Raw genomic sequence first — 19895 nt, 5'->3', positions numbered from 1 at the left:
AATGTACGGTTTTGTTACTGTGAAATATTATCATTATTTTCGTTGTTTTTAAAGAGAAAATTCTTGTTTTAAAAATATTTCCAATCTTATAATAGATTTCTCTCATCGAGACAAGTCAAAAACTCAGTAAAATTAAAATTTTCAAAGAACAGTAAAGAAGCTATAAAAAATAAGGTTAAGAAGTAAATTTTAAAGGATCAAAAGACGTATTTTTATGAAAAGTAGTCCAAGCCCAAATAAGAATTTTACGAGCGCAAGCAATAAGAGCAAGCTTCTTGTGCTTGCCACGAGAAACAAGACGATTAAAAAAGGTGCGAAGAGGACTTTTTGTAGTTCCGTAAACAGCTCCGAGAGCTCCAAGATACAGCATTTTACGTAAAGAAGGATTACCTTTACGAGAAATAGCTTCGTGGCATTTAATGCTAGAACCACTAGATCGAGGAACTGGATCAAGACCAACATAAGAAGTAAGTTGCTTTGCAGAACCAAGACCTTGAGTAAGAGAAGTCCAACGATGAAACAGAACAAGAAAGTAAAGAGAATTTTTATCACCAACGCCAGGAGTTTTTTTGAGCTTTTTGACTTGTTCTTTTAAGTCAGTATGCTTCCCAATGTGATCGTTGATGTCATTCTCAAGGCGTCTAATTTCATCTTGAATCCATTCAATAGATCTTTTGATACTAGCAAGGGCAGAACCTTCGAACTTTAGTTTGAGAAGTAAGGCATTAAGGCGATTTTTTTCACGTAAAAGGGATTGCTGTAACTCTTCTTTACGTTTGAGCATTTCGTCAAGTTGAGCAATGTGTTCTTCTTGAGGTTGCCACTGTGGTAAAGTGCCTTTTGCAATAGCAAAATTAGCAAGTAATCTTGCATCCATGCGATCTGTTTTGGCTCTTATGCCTTCTGATTCAGCCCACTTTCTTACTTTAAATGGGTTGACCATGTTTACAGTCCATTCGTGGTCGAGAGCAAATCTTGCTATTGGTTGCTCATATCCACCGCTTGGCTCTATTACTACTCGTATTTTTTCTAACTCATGTTTTTTTATTATGTTCTTTAACTGTTTTAATAACTTTTTATGACCTTTGTTTGCGTTGGAGAATGTTCCAAGATCTGTTGGCTTATCCTGACTTTTACTTATTATTGCGACATCCAATTTGTCTTGGCTTACATCTATTCCTACTGTGAGAACTGACATTTTTTATTCCTTATCTTATGAATGAAATACCTTTCTCACTGAGTGTTGTTCTCTGGGGACCCTTTGCTACCTAAAACGTGGTTTACTATTACTGGTATTCAAATATTTTTCTCACTAGCTTGCATACTTTGTTTAAAAGGTGGAATTTTCTTTACCGTTCTAGCTTTGATATTGCTGTTTTGTGTATTGCTCCTGCATGTTTATACCTTTAAAAAATTATATGGACACTCCGTAGTAAAAAGTGTCACTTTTACTTTGCTATGTTGTTTTATTATTTTTGCCACAAAATCCACCTATAATGTAAATCCTATCATACTTAAAATACCTGGAGAATCGATGGCTCCAGCTTTAATGAGTGAAGATTATGTTACATGTGATTTTTATTATTATGATTATTATCCGGTAAAAAGAGGTGATTTAGTTATCTTTAAGTCTCTAGAAAATGATAATATTTTTTGTATAAAACGCGTGGTTGGTTTGCCTGGAGAGCGCATTTTTATAAAACCGCCTTATGTGTATATAAATAACGAACGACTGCTTACAGACAAATTCAAAGATTTGAAGTATAACAACAGCTATCGCGTTTTTTATACTAGGGAATTTAAAGAGAAAAAATTATCTTTTGCATGTAAAGCTCCTTATCTTGTGCCGAAAGATTCATTTTTTGTGATTGGCGATAATTCGGAAAATAGTAAAGATAGTCGTGTTTATGGAGATGTACCTAAAAGAAACATTGTAGGGGTTTGTGTTGGCATCCTTTTTCCTTTTAGACGTATGAATGATTTACGATAAAGTTTTCTAGGCATAAATTTTTTTGACATTTTTGAGTAGATATGTAATGTGAAAAGTAAATATGCTTAATTTCTTTTCTAGAATATCCTGAAGCGATAAGCCTTGCTAGAGGCTCTGGTATGGGAGCTTGCCCACTACACGGAACGTCTAGTATGGGTTCGTTCTTGGACTACCAATACCTTCATCATCTCCCTGTCATGTATAATTGCGAGCAATCTGGACGCATGTAACAAAAGGTGGAAGGCTGAAAATAGCTCAGAGAAATAGTTTATCAACCCAAGCGAGACGCAGAGAAAGTAAATTATCAAAACGAGAGAAAGACCAACGCATACCAGAATCTTTGAATTACTGTTGAATAAACCATTTACACGAAGATTCGATCACTGCCAATAGGTAAACAAAGAGATCTGAAGTAATCATAATCAACATGTTCCGTATGGTCAACAAGGTAAGAAGTGAGATTAGTGTAAGGTTTATAAAGTTCGGATTTAGGATTAGATTATAGTATTTTAGGGAAGCATTTGGTTTGGATTGCAGGGGCTCTCACGGAACCCCTACTCATATCGGATACTTGGTATTTTGAACTATTACAAGAAATTTTATCTGCATAGAATACCACTATACACCTTAATTTTTCAATAAATGTAATGCTTTTTTATACTGAAAAACTCTCTGTAACTTTTGATTGATTTCCGCTGACTTTTTAAAATGTTCATAACTCATATCTTTTTTCGCTGCTAGTCTATGAGTTATTCCTTGTTCAAAATAAATATCAGCTAAGAGATAATTGTCCCCTAGAGATATTGCTTTTTCTTCTAACTTTAACAAGGATGCTATTGCTTTGTCAATGTTTCGAGTATATGCGAATAAACGGATTAAACACAAATTAACGCGGTAATTTTTCCACATAACCCCTAAACTTTTCCAACCGTTCCGACTATATTCAACATATTTTTGTACACCACTAAAGTTTTTTTGTTTCAAATTAGCCTTGGCAATTAGATGATAATTTTCAGCGGCTAAATAGCCATCGCCAGAATTATTGGCATAATCCAAGGACTTTGCTGCTAATTCATGTGCTTCATCTGCTTGGCGCTCGAAAACTAATTTACACAAGCCTAAACCATACGTACCATAACCAAAGACTCTTTCATCTCCGCGTTCTTTACCTTGTTTTCTAATATTATTAAACAGCTCTTTTGCTTTTTCACTGTCTCCCAATTCAATCGCCATATTTGCTAGTAAATAATCGTGGCGAAATTGTAGATACGAGTCTTGTAGTTGTTTGACTCTTTCAGTATGAATAAACTCATTTGCCGTATCTATTCCTTTTTTATAAAAAACAAATTCAGCGTTTAATAAACTAGTTTGTACCAATTCTTTTTCTTGTTTGTACTGTTCAAAAAACACCAACGCTTGGTCTAAATTGTTTTGCGCGTCTTCCCATTTACCAAAATAAAAATCCAAACTACCTCTGCAAGCTAGTTCTACAGGTTTTAAATTATCCATTTCTGTAGAGAATTCTTTGTATTTTTTAAAATAACCGTTTGCTTTTCCAAAATTGAGTCTTTCGAGTTCTAGTGATGACAAGACTAAAAATATTTCTTCATTAGGTTTAGGTAATTGTTTCTGTACATTGCGCAGTACGCTTCTAGCTTCGCGATGTTTGTGTTGCGCGTGTAAGCAAAAACCTTTGCCTTGGGCAATTGCATATTCATCTTCTTTTGAAGTTATGTTGGTTTTTGCTTCAGAAAAATTCTCGAGTGCTTTTTTGTAATTACCTAAACGATAGTGACAAGAGCCTATTGAAATGAGAGTTTTACTAAAAATACTTTTCTTGGATACCTGTGCATAGGAAAGGCTTTTATCATAATAATCAAGGGCTTTAGAGAAATTCCCTTTGCTGTAGAGTAGATCACCAGCCTGTATACCATAAGTAAGTAATTTTTTCTTATCTTGCGCTTCGAAATAGAGATCAGCAATAAACGGAAAATCCTTGGCATATTTCTTTTCTATAATTTTGGCCATTTTAGAATACGCTTTGTGCAATTGCTTTTCTTCTAAACGCGCAATGACTTCTTCGGAAATTTTTTCACTAGAAATACTATAAATACCGTCTTCATTAAAAATATACTTTTGCTTCATTAACTCTTCAAGAACGTAAGGTAATTGTGATGAAGCAAGACCTGTTACTGTGCTTAAAATTTCAGCATCTAAACTACGCTTTGACATTGCAAGCGCTTGTAATATTTCTTGTTGATATTTGCTTTGTTTATCAAGATTATTTATAAGTAATTCTTCTACTTCTTGTGGAAGCTGGTGAAAAAATTGAGAAGAAACCTTAATATTCCATTTACTACCATCATAGAATAATAGCTTTTTTTTAATAAAATCTTGGACAAAAGCTTGTAATCGGTAAGGATTCCCATTGCTATTTTTGTATAGCATAGTAGCTAAATCGTTACCAATGTTTGTATTTTCGCCAACAATAGAATCTATAAAGCCAGGAATATCTCGAACCAAAAAAGGAGACAGTTTCACTTCTTTTAGTTTACTAGTACGAAACATTGTTGGCAATATTCTTTGGAGTCCATTTTCACCAGAGCTTTCATCTCCATGATAACAAAGAACTACAAGTAAACGATCTCCTTGTTCTATATCATTTAAAAAATGAATTAAGAAATCAGCGCTGTTGCGGTCAATGTGATGAATGTCTTCGATAATAATACAAACCGTTTGTTGTTGAGCATGAGAACGAATATAGCCACTTATGCTTTTATAAATAGTACTAAGATCCGTTTCAACATCAAAAAATATGTTTTCTACAGACTCTTCCGTGTAATTGGACATGGCAAAATCGATAAACTTATAGTCAAGCGTATTCCCAGGAGTCCCAACATGGAATTCTTTTTTTAAGGGTGGACATTCCGCTTGAATGCGAAAAATAGTATGGGCGATACGCAAAAAAGGTTGTAACTCGTCATCTTTTTCACAAGTAACTTCAAAATGCTGGGTACTAGGAAACTGTGCTTTACGAAAGTTACTGAGTTCTTCAACTAAACGAGTTTTACCAAGACCTTCATCTCCTTTTAACAATACGAAATTAGGTTCTCCATTTACGGCTTTGCGTAAATAATCTTTTAACTCTGAAAATTGTTTTTCACGAGCAGTTAATTTTGCAGGTTTTAAATCTTCAGGTTTTTTATATTTTTTATTCATTTTTCACCTGTCCAACGCGCCCTAAAAATAAAAGAATTATGGAAAATCTGAATAGAGACACGTCCTATTTTCAGCCGTACTCGATTCAGATAGTCAGTAGAACTACTTACGACTAAAGTTGTTTTAAATTGAAAGAACACTTAGCTTATAGTCTTTGCCAATAAGTATTTACACATTTCCAAAATACGATGTGTCATAAGCAGACAACAAAGTACTAAGAAACTAGTTGTCGCATATAACGGGGCATCTAAGTAAACTAAAATTTCTTGCCCAACAATATAGCCACATAAATAGATAATACTATTTGTATATTTCAACATCTTACTCGTCAATAAATATTCATACACTACTTTCATATAAGCATTTGCGTTGAATACTTGGCTAACAAACATTGATAAAGGGAGTCCATAAATTCCCAAAAAAGGCAAAAATAAACAAAGAGATATTGAAAACACAACAATATATTTAATGGAGATAACTAAAAAATTCTCCCCTTTTTTCAGAACGAATGTTATTCTGGCGAACGGCAATTGAATTGCCCATGCTATATTATAAGGAATCAATATTATAAACAGATAATACAGTACGTCAAGTTGTTCTACGGAAACTTTTTCGCCAAAAACGAGTGTATATAAGGGTTTAAATATCCATATATTCCCCATCACAAGTAGTACGAATAATAGCGTGTTTGTTTTTAGGGTTATTCCAAGCAATTTTTTAATTTCTTCTTTGTTGTCTTGCAAAACTAATTGAGATGCTTTTGCATAGAGTACACTTAGTGTTGGTGAGTTTGCAACTGATGAGATATACTTGAATAAGCGTTGTGAATATTGAAATAAAGTTATGTGGCCTGTTGGAAAAAAGGATAGTAGATTTGAAACTATTAACGTTTCACTGTGGTATATATATTTTCCAATATAAAAAGGTAGACTTTGCCGTAATAAATCATATAAATCGCTATTTAAAAATGGATTCTTCCACTTTAGAGAGCAACGACGAAAAAAGTAAAACGTTATTGCAACAAAATTGACAAGTGTTCCAAGAAGAAAAGAGTATACAAGAGCTTTGATTCCCCAAGTATCAGTAAAAACCAAAGCAATAAAGTTAATTACTGGTATTACTAAACTAAGTTTATAATGGATTTTGAGATAGAGATTTGCGGTTAAAATTTGGTTAATAACGTTATACATTACATTAAAAAACAAAGCGAATGACCAAATTTTTAAAATTTCAGATGCTAGGATACTTTTGTTATCTGCAAAACCAAATGTAAAAATTTTTACAATTAAAGACGGATATAAATATAACGCGCTACAAACGACAGTTAATAATAAAATAAAAAAAATAATAACAGAGCCTACTAGTTCGTCAGCCCGTATTTTATTCTTGTTTTTTAACTGAGAATAAAAAGGAACATAAATGTCAATTATTGTACTTACTAGTATTACATTAAAAAGCTGAATTATACTAAAGACAACTAAATAGACATCCGTATCTAGACTAGCTCCAAAAATTCGCAAAAAAATAATTTGGTGTGCAATAGCAATAAATATTTTTAGTATATTCAAAAGATTTAAAGTAAAAATCACGGCTTTTCCTTATAGGTTTATTTTTTGCGTAGATTCTCGACTAAAAATTCGCATTGAAATTTTGGACAATTGTGTATAATAAGGCGATGATACGGTACAACAAATGTAAGGATTTCAGATGAACAATCTACAGAATAACATAAAAAAACTACGTATTGCAGTATATGCGTTGATTATAATTAGTGCTATTAACTTAGTAATACTACTTACGCGACCTCCCCAAAAACAAGAAACAGAAGTTTTGTGGCAAGGGAATTTGCAAACAAAAATACAAGAACTTGAAAGTAATTTACAACTATTGGACAAAAAAATTTCCAATTTACAACAAGAATTACCTCGGTCTGTAGACTATACAAATGTACTAGAAGATTCTATGCAAAATAGTATTTCTCTAATTTTAGCGAACATAGAAGAAAAGAAAAATAAGTTTAAACATCTCAGTAAAAAAATTACGGATCTGAGCAATGATATATCGACTCTAAAAAAACGATTTTCGTCTATGGAAACAGAAAACAAGTAGGAGAGAAAAATGGCAAAAAAAAATCCTGTCACTGCAATACAACAAGCCATTGAAGAAGAAGAAAAAGAACAACAACCGCAAAAAATACGCTTATATACTATGATAATTGGTGTTTGTTGTATATTAAACCTTCTAGTATTGCCAATATCAAATAGCTCTCATTCAAACTATCAAATATTAAATGACACAGAAATTCCTATCAACATAGAAGAAGACTTAGAACTTCTAAGTGAGAAAATATTAGATGTAGAGAATTCTGTAGAAACGTTTTCAAGTAGCATAACAAAACCATTCGCAGTAAAACCTATTTTCGAAAAAAAAATGGGAAAAAGTATTGAACTTATTATACAAAGACTTATTGATATGGATAGTAGTCTAAACACTATTACTAAAAATATAAAGAAAATACGAAAAGAAGTTGTGTCATTGGAACAAAAGCAAATTGATATAAAAGAAAAATTACGCAACAAGTAAGAGTAATCTTTTTTTGAAGCTATATTGTAAATGAAATACAAATATTGAGTTGTATATTTTCGTTTACAGAAAGAATGTAGTTTTACTTGAGTAACGATTACAATTACAATTGACTACTGAACTTGATTTAGAAATCCGTGAGTTGACTTTACCTTCTGGATTTCTAATCAAGGCAGGAATGACATTCACGGATTAAACTATGCTAAAACAACAAGAAGAATTCGCTAAAAACACATGGTTAACAAACGGTCATATCCAAACATTTGCATCACAATTATGGCCAAAGAATCTCAAATACATGTTTTGGAATCCATGCCAAAAACATTATATTAAAACAAAGTCAAACGATACTTTAGTTGTCGATTCCTACACGCCAAAAGACCAAGAAATTAAAGCAGATTTATTGATTGTTCCAGGAACCGATGGCGCTGCTGGTTCATATTACATATTGCGTATGGTGGATCGATTTTGCCGTAGCGGATTTCGCGTTCACTGCATGAATTTAAGAGGTTGTGGACGAGAATATTTTCTATGCCAAAAACTTTACCATATTGGGCTGTGGCAAGATATCGCTTTGGTAGCAAATAAAATGAATACTCAAAACAATATGTTTGTCTTAGGGCTATCTCTTGGAGGTCATATTCTTTTGAATATGGCAGCTAAAGCAGACATACCTTTTGTCAAGGGAATTGCTACAATTTCAGCCCCTCTTGATTTTACAAAAACTTTAAAGTGGCAATCGAATGTTTCTCAGTTTTATCATTGGTATTTTTTGCGGCTTTTAATGCGAACTTACTCGCGTTTACATCGCCAAATATCGGAAAATCCAATTATAAAAGTACGAGATCTCGATGATTTCAATAACCGTATCATGGCTCCTATGCACGGCTATCAAAATTCTTTAGAGTATTATCGCGAAAATAGTATTTGTTTTCATATAGATAAAATCAAGCTAAAAACCTTGATGATTTTTGCCAAAGATGACCCTGTCATACCAGTAAGTCAATATGAGAAACTCAAGAGTACAATCAATAAAAACCCTTATATTAATCTAATGTTGTGCGACCATGGAGGGCACGTTGGATTTATAGGAGAGGAAGATTTTTGGGCAGAGAATCACGTCCATAGTTTTTTTCAAAAATTGTTATAGTTATCTAGAGTAATCTTGTGATCTCAGTGGTTGTTTTTCTTTAATTTTAACCAGAAATCTACATAAATTAGATACACTCCTCGAAGAAGTAGAGCGCAAAAATAAAATAGCATTTGCCATAAACATCTTGTTTTCTACTTCAATTTTTCAGATAATAATCTTTCAAATATCTAGGGCGTTCTGAGTTGTTTAGGTTCGTTTTACTAACTCTATAATTTATAGAGTTATTTCGTAAGCGCTTTGTTTTAAATTCTATAGTTATTTTATCTTACAAACTACTAGATAATGAATTTCGAGGTATTTATTATACCTTAATTCATCTAAAATTATGTAGTGGAAGGTCTTATGCATGAAACCTTTGCTAATGCTGGCTTTTGTTATATTAATTGTTCTTGCTATCTATTTATACCGCATAGTTCCATGGTTGCGTATTGTTCTTCGTAAGCCAGATGTAGTTTTTGTTATTGGTTGTAGCGAAGAAGTTCTGAACAAGTTAAAAGCTATGTTAAAAGGATACGAGTTACATATTATAAAAGATATAGACGACTTTTATCCTTACCACAAGAGATTGTGTTTATTTATTATCGAATTAGATCAATTAAAAAGTTATCCTTTAAATATATATGATATTTTCAAGAAAGAAACGAAAGAAAAAAAACGCGCTCCTGTTCTTTTTATAGGAAAAACGGTAAATGAACTTCAACTAAAACAGTGGAAATATCGTGGGCACGATTTTATTCATACAGACGAATTAGATAGTAACCAAAATCTTTTCATAGATAGAATGGAAAAATTAATTGGAAAAAGAAGGCCGGCATTAATGCCTAAAAAAGGCATGACTTTTTTGGATAAGTATCTTATAACAAAAGAATTACCACGTGATTCTGTTTATTGCAAATTTGCGGGTACTGCAACAGGAAAGAACATTCCCGTTGAGCTTTATTTGCTACCTTCTGAGTATTGGGCAGAAGAAATTAAACAACGTCTCCGAAAAATAGTTGACGCGTCTGAGCTACAAGACTTTTCTTTATATTCTGTACTTGAAAATCAAAATGACAGTTATTCGCGCTGCTTTGCTCTCCATCATTTTGATGGTGTTACTCTTGAAGATTTTGTAAGAAAAAAAGGAAACCTTAACTTACTAGAGGCGAAGATTATACTTCTACAATTAGCTAAAGGTATACAAGCTTGTCACAGTATAGATCTTTATCACAGTAATATCGTCCCTGAAAATATATTTATTCCTTTTGAACGCGGAACAAAAACACCTGATATTTCCTCTATAAAATTATATGGTGTAGAAAAATGGCCTCGTTATAAAAAACTTGCCGGAGCAAAATTAATTAACACTAGTCGTATAGCAAAAAATACTTTAGAGCTCGAAGAATATTTTTCTCCAGAATATCTAGAAGACAAACCTTCGAAGAGATATGATTTATTTCAAATAGGTGCACTTATTGTTTTTATCTTGCGTGGAAGAATTCCTTACATGCAGACAGGAAAGCATCAGCCACAAAGCACACAAGATGTTCCCGATTTAAGTATTAGTGCTATTGAAAATGCTAATTCAGAAGAACAATTAGAAAAAGTTGCAAATTACTTTATGGGAACTGACGGAGAAAAAAAATAAGTTGTAGATAAAGCAGTCTAGTATGAAGTAAGTTATCCCTAAGGTCTGCCACCATTTAAAGTGTTACCATTTTTTTCGGGCCCGAGCTCACTTATGAGCCCGAGCCCGAATTCTTTGTTTGAGTTTCGATCAAACGACATTTTTACAATAAAAGCATATTTATTTATTTTATTTATTTTTTTCTACTGTAAATGAGTCAAGAGATTTGGCGAGTTTATCGCGATATTTTATCTCTTCAGAACTCAAATAAATAATACGGATATTAAAAAACACTTTATTTCGAATACCATAAAATATCTCAACTGTTACTTTCTCACCTTCCAAAATAGTATCATACAATCCTAGTTGACCTTCAAAACCATTTATGCTGTATTCAAGTAATTCTTCCTCGTTCCAAGATGCAAAGTTTTTGCCAATGTGATTAGCGATTACAGGTTGTAATTCTTCTAAAGAATAATCAGAACAACCAAAGAAGTTGTAAATAATTGCGGTGTTAGAATCGATGACATATTGCACAACTCGTTCATCGGCAGTGCTATGATCGCTTTTCGTCCATAAGTTATTAACTACATAGTTTACCTTATAGTCAGGATCGTAGGTTGTTACCCACTTATCATTACTTTTTATAAAGTCGTCCATATTAATTTTTTTCACGCCATTCCATACATTTATGATTTTTATTTGAGGACGAGTTGCAAGCATATTCATAATTAAATCCGAACCGTCTTTTTCGTAGTCATAATTAAAAAAGATATACTTACCATTACTACCTAAGCGATTTAATGCGCAATCAACAACTAACCATTTACCTAAATATACTTCGTTCCAAGCATGAAGTCCGAATTCACCTTCGAGATAAACTAAACCACCACAGACGCGCGTAGGAATTTTTAGTGATCTCGCTAAAGCACAAAATAAATTAGCGTGTTCTGTACAATCGCCAGCCATAGTTTTTAAAGTGGCAATAGAAGAGGCATTAGCTGTACTAGTACTTGATTTTTTAAGGTTTTCATAGACCCACTTTTGTAAATATTTTACAGAAGTGTATGTCGAAGAATTTTCAGGTATGATTTCTTTTGCTTTTTCAACAATAATTGTCGATTCACATTGAATAAGTGGTTGTGGAGCTAAATATATGTCAAATTTTTTAGAATCTTTTTCATCACAAACGTAGTTTTTAACTACTTCTGGAGAATGTTGATTCAAAATAACATTAACTCCCTCTTTTGTTTTCTCAACAGTTTGGTATGGGTTATTTTTTAAAAGCATCTTATTGGTATTGATAAATAATTCCATTTGAGTAACGTCATTTTCATTCGGAACAACAACATTAGTAGGAAACATGATATCTAAACTTAGCTCTTCATCAAAGATTTCAGCCTGTTCTCTTGTTGTACGCGTTGCTTTTATGTTGATTCCTGGTATAACAATTGCCACAATTTCTCCATGTGAATCAGCATACATTTTAAAAGAAAAGGTATGTTCTGTTGACTTGACTTCAATTTCCCAAATATCTTTATTTTGTTTGCTAGTCAAACTAAGTACTTTTAGAGTTTCGGTTTCTATTTGTAAGGTTTCTTCATTTAAAGTTGTATAGGAATGAACCGTATCTTTTTGCAATTTTCCTTGATTTATTAACCAATATATATAGGTAGTCTCGTCGAGAATAATTTTTTTATCTGTTTGCAAGAACTCTTCATGAATCACTCCGTCTACTTGGGTTTGGCGCGTAATCTTGTCTCCAGAAAAAATAGTTGTAACAATAGTTTTCTGTTCTCCTTCAACAGATTTACTAACAGAAGAAATAGGGGTCATGTCATCAAAAACCAAAATATTTTCTTTTGTCGTAGATTCGAAGTGGTCTTCCCCGCGAGAAATTTTCATTTTATAGTACACATTACTTTCGTATGCACTTTTACCCTGGTAGTTGATTTTGCGAACTAAATTATGCATAGCAATAGCTTTAGCGCCAAAAAGCTCACCAGAATACCAAGAATCAAAGACAACATTGTTTGGATTATCAGATTGTTTAACAGTTTGCGCGCATATTGCTGTACAAAATATCAAAATGATAGTTAATATACATTTCATGTACTACTCCTAGATAAATGGTATGTTCTAATCAACAACAATATGTACAATAGAAAAAGTCATTGGTTTCTCTCCACTAAAGCGCGTTGTTTTACCATTTGTAACTCTCTCAATTCCAAAACAGTGTAATTTTCCTCTTGTATAAATCGCTACAGGATATAGAAATTCATACAGAGGTTGTTTCTTATGCCATTGCCCTACTTGTGGATACAAGATTTCATTTTTCCACGTACTTCCTTTTTGATAAGAGTGTCGTAAGTTACCTTCTGTAAAATCATTAAATCCTTTACTGTGCCAAGAAGAAATATCATTAAAAATAATATGAGCTCTTCCTTTTTCATCAAAGAAAGAGTGTGGTGAAGCGCCCGTATATTTGCGACCATCACTTCCCGAGTATCCTTGCGATTGATCAGCGATAGTTTCTGTTTTCCATTTGCCTTTTGCTCGGTAACTCCACAATAATTTTGAAAAAACTAGCGATCCACTAGACACAACTCGGCGGAAAGTGGAAGCAATATATACTTTGCCTTCGTTGTGAACTAAGCTCGCTTCCCAACCAGCTTCTTCTAGATTTCCGGCTTTAATCACAGTTTCTTCTTGCCACGCGTTATTTTCTACTTCCGCATAACAAAGATTATCTAGTTTCTTATACAAGATAGAAAAATTTTGCAAATCATATATCTCAACAAAAAATATTTTGCGCAATTTTTGAGGAACATTCGGAATTTCTTTAATCTGCCAGCGTTTTTGTGAATATTCTGCTAACAAAATTCGTTGCTTCAAATTTACCATAGCTAAAAGCAACAAGTACAGATTGTTGTTTTTTCCAACAACAATATGATACATTCTTGATTTTTGCACAGCTCCGCCGAGCATTCTTCTTAAACTAATAGGTAATTTCCGTTCTTTCCATGTGTCTTTTCTACGAGAGTAGTGAATAAATTTGTATTTATAGTTTAAAACAATATGTGGTAAATCTAAATTGTCATAAACAAGAAGTAGATTCATTTGTGGGACTCGGTAGGTTGTAAAACTAGTAATTACCTCTAATTCATGACTCTGCAAATCGTGATAAAAAACAGTGATCTTTTTTTTGCCTCTATCACCAACATCTTCTACACTTCGATATACAATTCCTAAATTGCCTTCGCTTGTCATATCTACATAATTACGTTTAGAGTGGTTAGCAAAATCTACCGTTGTGCGATGAACAGGATCATAGTGCTCATTCTCCAGTAGTTTATGAACTTCAATATCGCTACAAATCAATGACATCGTTGCAAAAATAAAGATAAGCAGTCTCATTTTTTTCTCCGTTTTTTGAGTGGCAGTTTTGGTATGTTCTAAGAGAGTGTAGGTTTTGAGTATCAAGAGAGTTTTTATTTGAACTTTATTGTGCCGTTTTTATTCTAACTACTCTGTTGAGTGGGATATCCATTATCTATTGAAATTCCATTTATTTAAAAACCCACTCCTGCTGAATTAAAACTGAATCCTTATTTTGTTCTTCCTAGCGTAATGAGGGATTCAGGTCTTTGATTTTCTAAGATAATGGTAGCTATTCCTACGAAAGTAGGAATAACGAGAGGGAAAAAACAATGTTTTTAATGGCGTTTGAGTTTCTTTAAACAATAGCGGAGAGTTTTTTCCGCCAACAAGCCTAAATTTTCAGACTTTTAGAACTAACTTCCCTCGAACATGGCCTTCGCGATTGATACGTAAGGCTTCTGCCGCTTCTTCAAGTTTCATTTCTGTAATAGCAGGTATTTGAACCTTATCTTCTTTAATAAGATTTGAAATCTCTTTCAGTTGTTTAGCGTTAGGACTTACAAATACAAAGCCCGATTTAATATTTGGTGCTAAAGATTCATCGGGAGGAGATACAATAGAGACTAAAGTTCCACCTTCTTTAATCAGTGCAGCACTCTTTTGTTGTGTTTCTCCACCAACGGTATCATACACAACGTTTAATTTTTGTGGTTCTTCTTGCAAAATAACATCTACAAAATCGCTCGTGTTATAATCAATAACATAATCTGCGCCTAAATTTTTAACGTACTCGTGATTTTTTGCGCTTGCTGTAGTATACACTTTCGCACCTTTATGCTTTGCAAATTGTATTGCTAAAGAACCTATTCCTCCTGCACCTGCATGAATCAAAACGGTCTCACCCGCTTGTAAATTTGCAAAGTCAAAAAGACACTGCCACGCAGTTAATCCAACAAGTGGAATACCTGCAGCCTCAGCAAAATTCAATTTTTCAGGAAGAAGCGCTATTGCTTCTTCATCTACGGTAATATATTCGGCATAACAACCATGCTGAACTTGTGGCTTTCGACAATAACCATAGACTTTGTCTCCTACCTTATAAGAAGAAACCTTACTCCCTATACTTTCTACTGTACCTGCCATATCCCAACCTAAAATAATAGGAAAAACATGAGGGAGTAACTGTTCGATCATTCCCTCTCTTATTTTCCAATCTACAGGGTTTACACCTGCGTAAGCAATTTTCACTAAAATTTCGTTATCTTGGGGTTGTGGTTTAGGAACATCTACAGACTTTATTTTTTCTTCGCCGCCAAATTCCTCAATAATCATTGCTCTCATTAAAACCTCTCCTAATAGAAAATAAACGTATCTGCTATATCAATTTATTCGTGATATGTTCTAACGTAACACGGCACTACTCTGATGAAAATTACGATTTAAGAAATATGCTAACCAAATAGGAATAAATCCATAACATATTGCCCCAATTAAACTAACAGAGATAGTAAAGAGTACAAGAAATGAGGTTAACATCTGTGGGAAATAAGTAGTAATAATCTGTTGTAGTAGGATGTAGTAAAAATAATTCGTCAACGAAAAAAGCGGTATAGTTGCTAAAGTAATAGCGATAATAGATAGCAACATTTTTTGCGATAAGCGTTTTTTTTCTACTATTGCGAGTGCCATTTGTTGTTGTATTTTAGAAATGAGTTCTTGCTGTGGTTGTGGATTTGGGAATGACGCTATGAGTTCATCCATCCATTTCTCATTGTTCATTTTTCATCCCCTTTAAATAATGCATTGCTTTGTGTAACCTGCTTTTTACTGTCCCAAGCGGAATATCAAGAATTTCAGCTATTTCTCGCTCTTTTTTTTCATGAAAAAACTTTAAGGCAATTACTTCTCTTTGGTGGAGTGGTAGGCTTTTAATTAAGAAACTTGCCCACTCACTATTTTCAAAAGAAGATTTAGAAGCACACTGAGTTGGTTCAATTTCCTCTAGTGATGCTATTTGTTTTTTCTTGCGAAAAAAATCTCTAGTACAATTTGTTGCTATTTGGAATAGCCAAGTGCTAAATTTCTTCTCGATGTTAAATGTATGACGATAACGAATTACGCGCAACCAAGTTTCTTGAAGTAGATCGTCGCTATCATTTTCATTTACAGTCATTTGAAAAATAAATTTGTATAAAGGTTTTTGATATCGACTCAACAACACATTTGCCGCTTTAGTGTCTCCAGCCGCTACTTGCGTCATTAGAGCTTCATCTGCTATCAATATTATACTCCATCTATAAAATAGCGTCTATATTTTTTCTTTATTTTAAGGGAAATAAGTAAGAGCTTCCCCATACTGTGTCAAGGAGTACAAAATAATCTTCGACTTAGCTACGAGTTAGACCTGCGGTATTCTCTACTCTTTTCCTTGCCAAAAAGCTCTTATTTTTATGGAGTTTTCCGTGGAAGCAGAAAAATCCATAAACGTCTATATTTTATTGAAAGATCTCGTTTATTTTCTCAGTTTTACTGTCGAATTTTCACCTGAAATTTCTAGCCTAGAGCTCATTGTTGATTCTAAACGTTGAGAAACATTAAGTTTATCGTAAACGATTATTGGTATGAAGTCGGAGCTAAAATCAATCAATACTTTACTATTGTCTGCAGTAATTCGATTTGTATTTTCGAATGTCGGACGAATTATTTTCAAGCGGCTATTTACAACCTGCAATTGTAGTTTACCAGAAAAGTCAACAAGGGTTAGGCTTCCACTATTCTGATAGAAATTCGCGTTTTTTACTGTAAAGGAATCCATCAATACATCACTTTTGTTAAAATACAAATAAGATGTTTCTATACTTACATTTTCTACGCGTACTTCACAATAATTACAATCAGACTTTACAGTGCCGATCGTAGCATTTTCTATAACAATCGATTTATGATTTTCTAATTGGATTTTATTCCATTTTCCGCTGACATAGACACTTTCAAAATCGCGAATGTTTAGACTTTTGCTTTCTGGCATTTGTACCGTAATATCAAAATGAGGGAAAAATGGCTGTGTACTACCCAAATTAGACCAAAGAGGCTCGCCATTCCATATCATATTCACTTGAGCAAGAGCAGTCAGTAGCTTTTTAGAAAAACCGTATACTTGTAGTGTGTAAACAACACGCGTTTCGTTTCCTTTGTGAGTTGAAAATGATATATTGCGAATAGAAATATTTTCAGTTGTTAATATTTCTTCGATATTTTTTTCTGTAGTAATTACCCACGATTTTTGTTTTTTACTACGTTCTAATGATTTAAGCATCCATAAAGATGAAAGGCATGCTGCGCATACTATAAACCACAATATGATCGTTCTTGAAAGTGGTAAGTATGGCTTCTTAATATGATGCGCTAGTATCCAGTGGGCTATCAAATAAATAGTAGTAATTCCAAAGGTAATATTGGTAAATCCTGCAAAGAACCCGATCATTCCCAATTCTAAAAATGTCGAGTGATGAATGCCCACAGTTAAGTACGGGTAAAACCACCCTACAACAGAAACAATAGTGGCAATAGCAGATATCATAAATAGGGGGAAATACAGACAAGCACACAACACAACAAAAAAAATGAAGGATAAAAATTTGTGCAATGTTTTTACCGAAGACTCAAAAAAACTCAGTTTTTCTGAGTCTTCAAATTCAAAACTTTCTTTTTGGCGAACAGAATCGTTACAGTTTCTGCTTGGAAAGAATGAGAGTACTGCATACAGTACCACCCCCCATCCAGCAAACATTGCTGCAATAATAAATGCAATACGAATTGCAATTACTGGTAAATGAATGTACACTGCCAGGCCTTGGCATACGCCGAAAATTTTGCGACCTTCTTTTATGCGATACCAGATAATATCTGTTGTACCACAAGAAGAACAATGGTTAAACTGCGTTTTTTTTCCGCATTTTAAGCATAGATTTTGGTTCATAAAAAATCCTAATGAGATATGGGGTGTAAATGGATACGACCGTGATTTATTTTCAAATTTACTTGTGCATCGCTAGAAGAAAACTGTGGTAGTTTATTGCGTATTCTACCCTTATTATTAGTTATATTGAACTGAGGTAGATTTTTTGTCGATAAGGCAATATTTAGTTTTCCATGCTGACTATCAATGTTATTTTGACTTTTTTCTGCAAATTGATGCCCTTTGATATCTATATAACCACGATGGTTTTCAATATTTAGAATTCCACTACTTTCATTGATAAAAACTTTTCCTTTGTCATTATGTAATTTTGTTGTTCCTGTAACAGCAAAATAAGTTAAATGACTGTGGTAGTTGCGAAAGGTAATTTCTTGTGCATTACTGTGCCTGATATGAATTTTCGTTCGTTGTAGATCTGCTTCTATACTAGAGGCTTTTACTTTCTCTAGCAGCAAGGTTGTTTTACTTACAGTTAGTTTTAATTGCGAAGTTTCGACGTTTTCTAAAACAACACGACTGTTAGTTAAATTAAGTTCCATTCCTTGTAAGAATAAACCTTCAAGTAACAAACGCTTACCGCTGTTTCCAGTGATTGCAATTTTTTTCGTTGCAGGCACAATAATTTCAATTTTGGCCTTTTCAAAATGAAAACCATTGTGTTGTTTGTTAATCTCTGGAAAAATTTTTCCAGGTATCCATTTTACCTCGATATTTTGTAAATAGCTTTCCGCTTCATCACTATTTTCCCCGCGCGCGCTAATTTCACATCGCACTGTCATTTCTTTTGCGTCTTTTTCACCGCGAATTTTAACACTTTCTATGCGAACATGCGAATTAGAATGTATATCGTTGATGTCTATGCTTTCACTACTGGGGATGTTATGAACTAAAGTTGTTGATTCGATACTTTGGTTTTGAAAAGCTGTAACAGCAAGCGATGAGCCTAAAGAAAAAATAGATATCACAATAAACAAAATGGTGAAGATGCCCATCGTTTTTCCCATAACTTTTGCTTTAAAGTGTAAACGCCCTACAAATGTAATAACCAGTAGAAAAAGCATAAAAGTTAAAACGGCTGCTGAAATTGCCATTATAATTCCAGGAATGCTTAGATAAGCAAAACTAAATTGGAAACCATCAATGTGTACAATAGGGTAAAAAATACCCCAAAGGCAAAAACTTGCTATTCCAAGTAGCACAAGTATGCTAGGTAAGTAAATAAATAAAGACATTACAACAAAAGAAAGAAAAACAAAAACCCGTCGAAAAAAACGATTTTTCTTGGGTTTTTGCTCCTCTTTCGCTATATTTTCGGGAACATGAGTTTTTTTACTTTTTTGATGTGCACTGTTTTTTTTAGAAATAAGCCATAACATAGACACAACAATTAGACGCGCAATATTAAGTAATTGGAAAATAAGCGCTACTAAAGGAGGATAGTCTTTATCTTTTTCTTTCTCGAAAAGCACTAACCACAAAAATGCATAAATAATTACAGCAGCTCCGCCAATAAAGCTACCAGCAATGAAAGCCACGCGTATTAATGTCGGATCGATACGAAAATATTCTCCTAAGCCCCCACAAACACCACCAAGAAAACGATTATTATCGGAAAGATGTAACTTTGTAGTAAGGTCTTCCGCAAATTCCGGTTTTTCGCGACATTCGTCAATTATTTTAGTTGTCGAAGGTAGTTTAGATAGTATATCCATCATATTTTCAGCATCTACTGTTTCGTAATCGTTTACTAAAGGTTCAACTTTATCCTTTATATATTCGCAAACAGCGTTAGCTAACAACTGATGCTGTTTTCCTATAGCGACACAGTCATCAATATATTTTTCAAAAACTTTTTTCGCATTTATCGTAAACTTGTTATCATAATTATAAGAGTATTTACCACGCATTATTTATCCTTTCGTAAGTTTATTTATTTATCTAAGTGGTAATACTCTGTTTATTATTAAAAGGTTCATTAAAAAAT

General features: G+C 33.3%; 15 protein-coding genes. 5 read left to right on the top strand and 10 right to left on the bottom strand.

Annotated elements, in window-relative coordinates:
- Positions 1–175 precede the first annotated feature (175 nt).
- Positions 176–1198: an IS110 family transposase gene (locus UABHE_RS07720; protein ID WP_372369673.1), complete on the bottom strand. Its 1023-nt coding sequence runs from the start codon at positions 1196–1198 to the stop codon at positions 176–178.
- A 42-nt stretch (positions 1199–1240) separates the two neighbouring features.
- Here UABHE_RS07720 and lepB point away from each other — a divergent pair, with 42 nt between their 5' ends.
- Positions 1241–1990, top strand: a complete 750-nt coding sequence (gene lepB / locus UABHE_RS07715) for a signal peptidase I (protein ID WP_372369672.1) — start codon at positions 1241–1243, stop codon at positions 1988–1990.
- 627 nt (positions 1991–2617) lie between these two features.
- Here lepB and UABHE_RS07710 read toward each other — a convergent pair.
- Both UABHE_RS07710 and UABHE_RS07705 read right to left on the bottom strand, forming a co-directional pair.
- The gene (locus UABHE_RS07710; protein ID WP_372369671.1) at positions 2618–5209 is read right to left on the bottom strand and encodes an AAA family ATPase; all 2592 of its coding nucleotides are present in this window, start codon (positions 5207–5209) and stop codon (positions 2618–2620) included.
- Between the two features lie 140 nt (positions 5210–5349).
- Complete coding sequence (locus UABHE_RS07705) at positions 5350–6798, bottom strand: lipid II flippase MurJ (protein ID WP_372369670.1); 1449 nt, start codon at positions 6796–6798, stop codon at positions 5350–5352.
- 118 nt (positions 6799–6916) lie between these two features.
- Here UABHE_RS07705 and UABHE_RS07700 point away from each other — a divergent pair, with 118 nt between their 5' ends.
- The 4 genes from UABHE_RS07700 (at position 6917) to UABHE_RS07685 (ending at position 10572) form a co-directional block, all read left to right on the top strand.
- On the top strand, positions 6917–7318 hold the full coding sequence (locus tag UABHE_RS07700; protein ID WP_372369669.1) for a hypothetical protein: 402 nt from the start codon (positions 6917–6919) through the stop codon (positions 7316–7318).
- Between the two features lie 9 nt (positions 7319–7327).
- Entirely contained in the window at positions 7328–7792 is a 465-nt protein-coding gene (locus UABHE_RS07695; protein WP_372369668.1) for a hypothetical protein, read from the top strand.
- Between the two features lie 199 nt (positions 7793–7991).
- Positions 7992–8942 carry a YheT family hydrolase gene (locus UABHE_RS07690; RefSeq protein WP_372369667.1) on the top strand — a complete coding sequence of 317 codons (951 nt, stop codon included), beginning with the start codon at positions 7992–7994 and terminating at the stop codon, positions 8940–8942.
- 349 nt (positions 8943–9291) lie between these two features.
- Entirely contained in the window at positions 9292–10572 is a 1281-nt protein-coding gene (locus UABHE_RS07685; protein WP_372369666.1) for a hypothetical protein, read from the top strand.
- 168 nt (positions 10573–10740) lie between these two features.
- Here UABHE_RS07685 and UABHE_RS07680 read toward each other — a convergent pair whose 3' ends face one another.
- The 7 genes from UABHE_RS07680 to UABHE_RS07650 form a co-directional block, all read right to left on the bottom strand.
- Entirely contained in the window at positions 10741–12663 is a 1923-nt protein-coding gene (locus UABHE_RS07680; RefSeq protein ID WP_372369664.1) for a transglutaminase family protein, read from the bottom strand.
- A 27-nt stretch (positions 12664–12690) separates the two neighbouring features.
- On the bottom strand, positions 12691–13968 hold the full coding sequence (locus UABHE_RS07675; RefSeq protein ID WP_372369663.1) for a hypothetical protein: 1278 nt from the start codon (positions 13966–13968) through the stop codon (positions 12691–12693).
- Positions 13969–14331: 363 nt separating this feature from the next.
- Positions 14332–15273 carry an NADP-dependent oxidoreductase gene (locus UABHE_RS07670; protein ID WP_372369662.1) on the bottom strand — a complete coding sequence of 314 codons (942 nt, stop codon included), beginning with the start codon at positions 15271–15273 and terminating at the stop codon, positions 14332–14334.
- 60 nt (positions 15274–15333) lie between these two features.
- Complete coding sequence (locus UABHE_RS07665) at positions 15334–15711, bottom strand: hypothetical protein (RefSeq protein WP_372369661.1); 378 nt, start codon at positions 15709–15711, stop codon at positions 15334–15336.
- Positions 15701–16213 carry an RNA polymerase sigma factor gene (locus UABHE_RS07660; RefSeq protein WP_372369660.1) on the bottom strand — a complete coding sequence of 171 codons (513 nt, stop codon included), beginning with the start codon at positions 16211–16213 and terminating at the stop codon, positions 15701–15703. Before UABHE_RS07660 ends, UABHE_RS07665 begins: the two co-directional genes overlap by 11 nt.
- 231 nt (positions 16214–16444) lie before the next feature.
- Positions 16445–17911, bottom strand: a complete 1467-nt coding sequence (locus UABHE_RS07655; RefSeq protein ID WP_372369659.1) for a PspC domain-containing protein — start codon at positions 17909–17911, stop codon at positions 16445–16447.
- Between the two features lie 8 nt (positions 17912–17919).
- Positions 17920–19818 (bottom strand): PspC domain-containing protein, encoded by a 1899-nt coding sequence (locus UABHE_RS07650; protein ID WP_372369658.1) that lies wholly within the window; start codon positions 19816–19818, stop codon positions 17920–17922.
- Between the last annotated feature and the right edge of the window lie 77 nt (positions 19819–19895).

Origin of the sequence: Candidatus Uabimicrobium helgolandensis (assembly GCF_041508025.1) — a bacterium.
In the GTDB taxonomy this organism is placed as follows: Bacteria; Planctomycetota; Uabimicrobiia; order Uabimicrobiales; family Uabimicrobiaceae; genus Uabimicrobium; species Uabimicrobium helgolandensis.
This window is presented reverse-complemented; position numbering and strand designations above follow the sequence as displayed.

What these genes read in the sequence shown, in the direction of transcription:
- UABHE_RS07690 (WP_372369667.1), top strand. Translation starts at nt 7,992, where the DNA reads ATGCTAAAACAACAAGAAGAATTCGCTAAAAACACATGGTTAACAAAC.
- UABHE_RS07680 (WP_372369664.1), bottom strand. Translation starts at nt 12,663, where the DNA reads ATGAAATGTATATTAACTATCATTTTGATATTTTGTACAGCAATATGC.
- UABHE_RS07685 (WP_372369666.1), top strand. Translation starts at nt 9,292, where the DNA reads ATGAAACCTTTGCTAATGCTGGCTTTTGTTATATTAATTGTTCTTGCT.
- UABHE_RS07720 (WP_372369673.1), bottom strand. Translation starts at nt 1,198, where the DNA reads ATGTCAGTTCTCACAGTAGGAATAGATGTAAGCCAAGACAAATTGGAT.
- UABHE_RS07655 (WP_372369659.1), bottom strand. Translation starts at nt 17,911, where the DNA reads ATGAACCAAAATCTATGCTTAAAATGCGGAAAAAAAACGCAGTTTAAC.
- UABHE_RS07675 (WP_372369663.1), bottom strand. Translation starts at nt 13,968, where the DNA reads ATGAGACTGCTTATCTTTATTTTTGCAACGATGTCATTGATTTGTAGC.
- UABHE_RS07695 (WP_372369668.1), top strand. Translation starts at nt 7,328, where the DNA reads ATGGCAAAAAAAAATCCTGTCACTGCAATACAACAAGCCATTGAAGAA.
- UABHE_RS07665 (WP_372369661.1), bottom strand. Translation starts at nt 15,711, where the DNA reads ATGAACAATGAGAAATGGATGGATGAACTCATAGCGTCATTCCCAAAT.
- UABHE_RS07650 (WP_372369658.1), bottom strand. Translation starts at nt 19,818, where the DNA reads ATGCGTGGTAAATACTCTTATAATTATGATAACAAGTTTACGATAAAT.
- UABHE_RS07710 (WP_372369671.1), bottom strand. Translation starts at nt 5,209, where the DNA reads ATGAATAAAAAATATAAAAAACCTGAAGATTTAAAACCTGCAAAATTA.
- UABHE_RS07700 (WP_372369669.1), top strand. Translation starts at nt 6,917, where the DNA reads ATGAACAATCTACAGAATAACATAAAAAAACTACGTATTGCAGTATAT.
- UABHE_RS07670 (WP_372369662.1), bottom strand. Translation starts at nt 15,273, where the DNA reads ATGAGAGCAATGATTATTGAGGAATTTGGCGGCGAAGAAAAAATAAAG.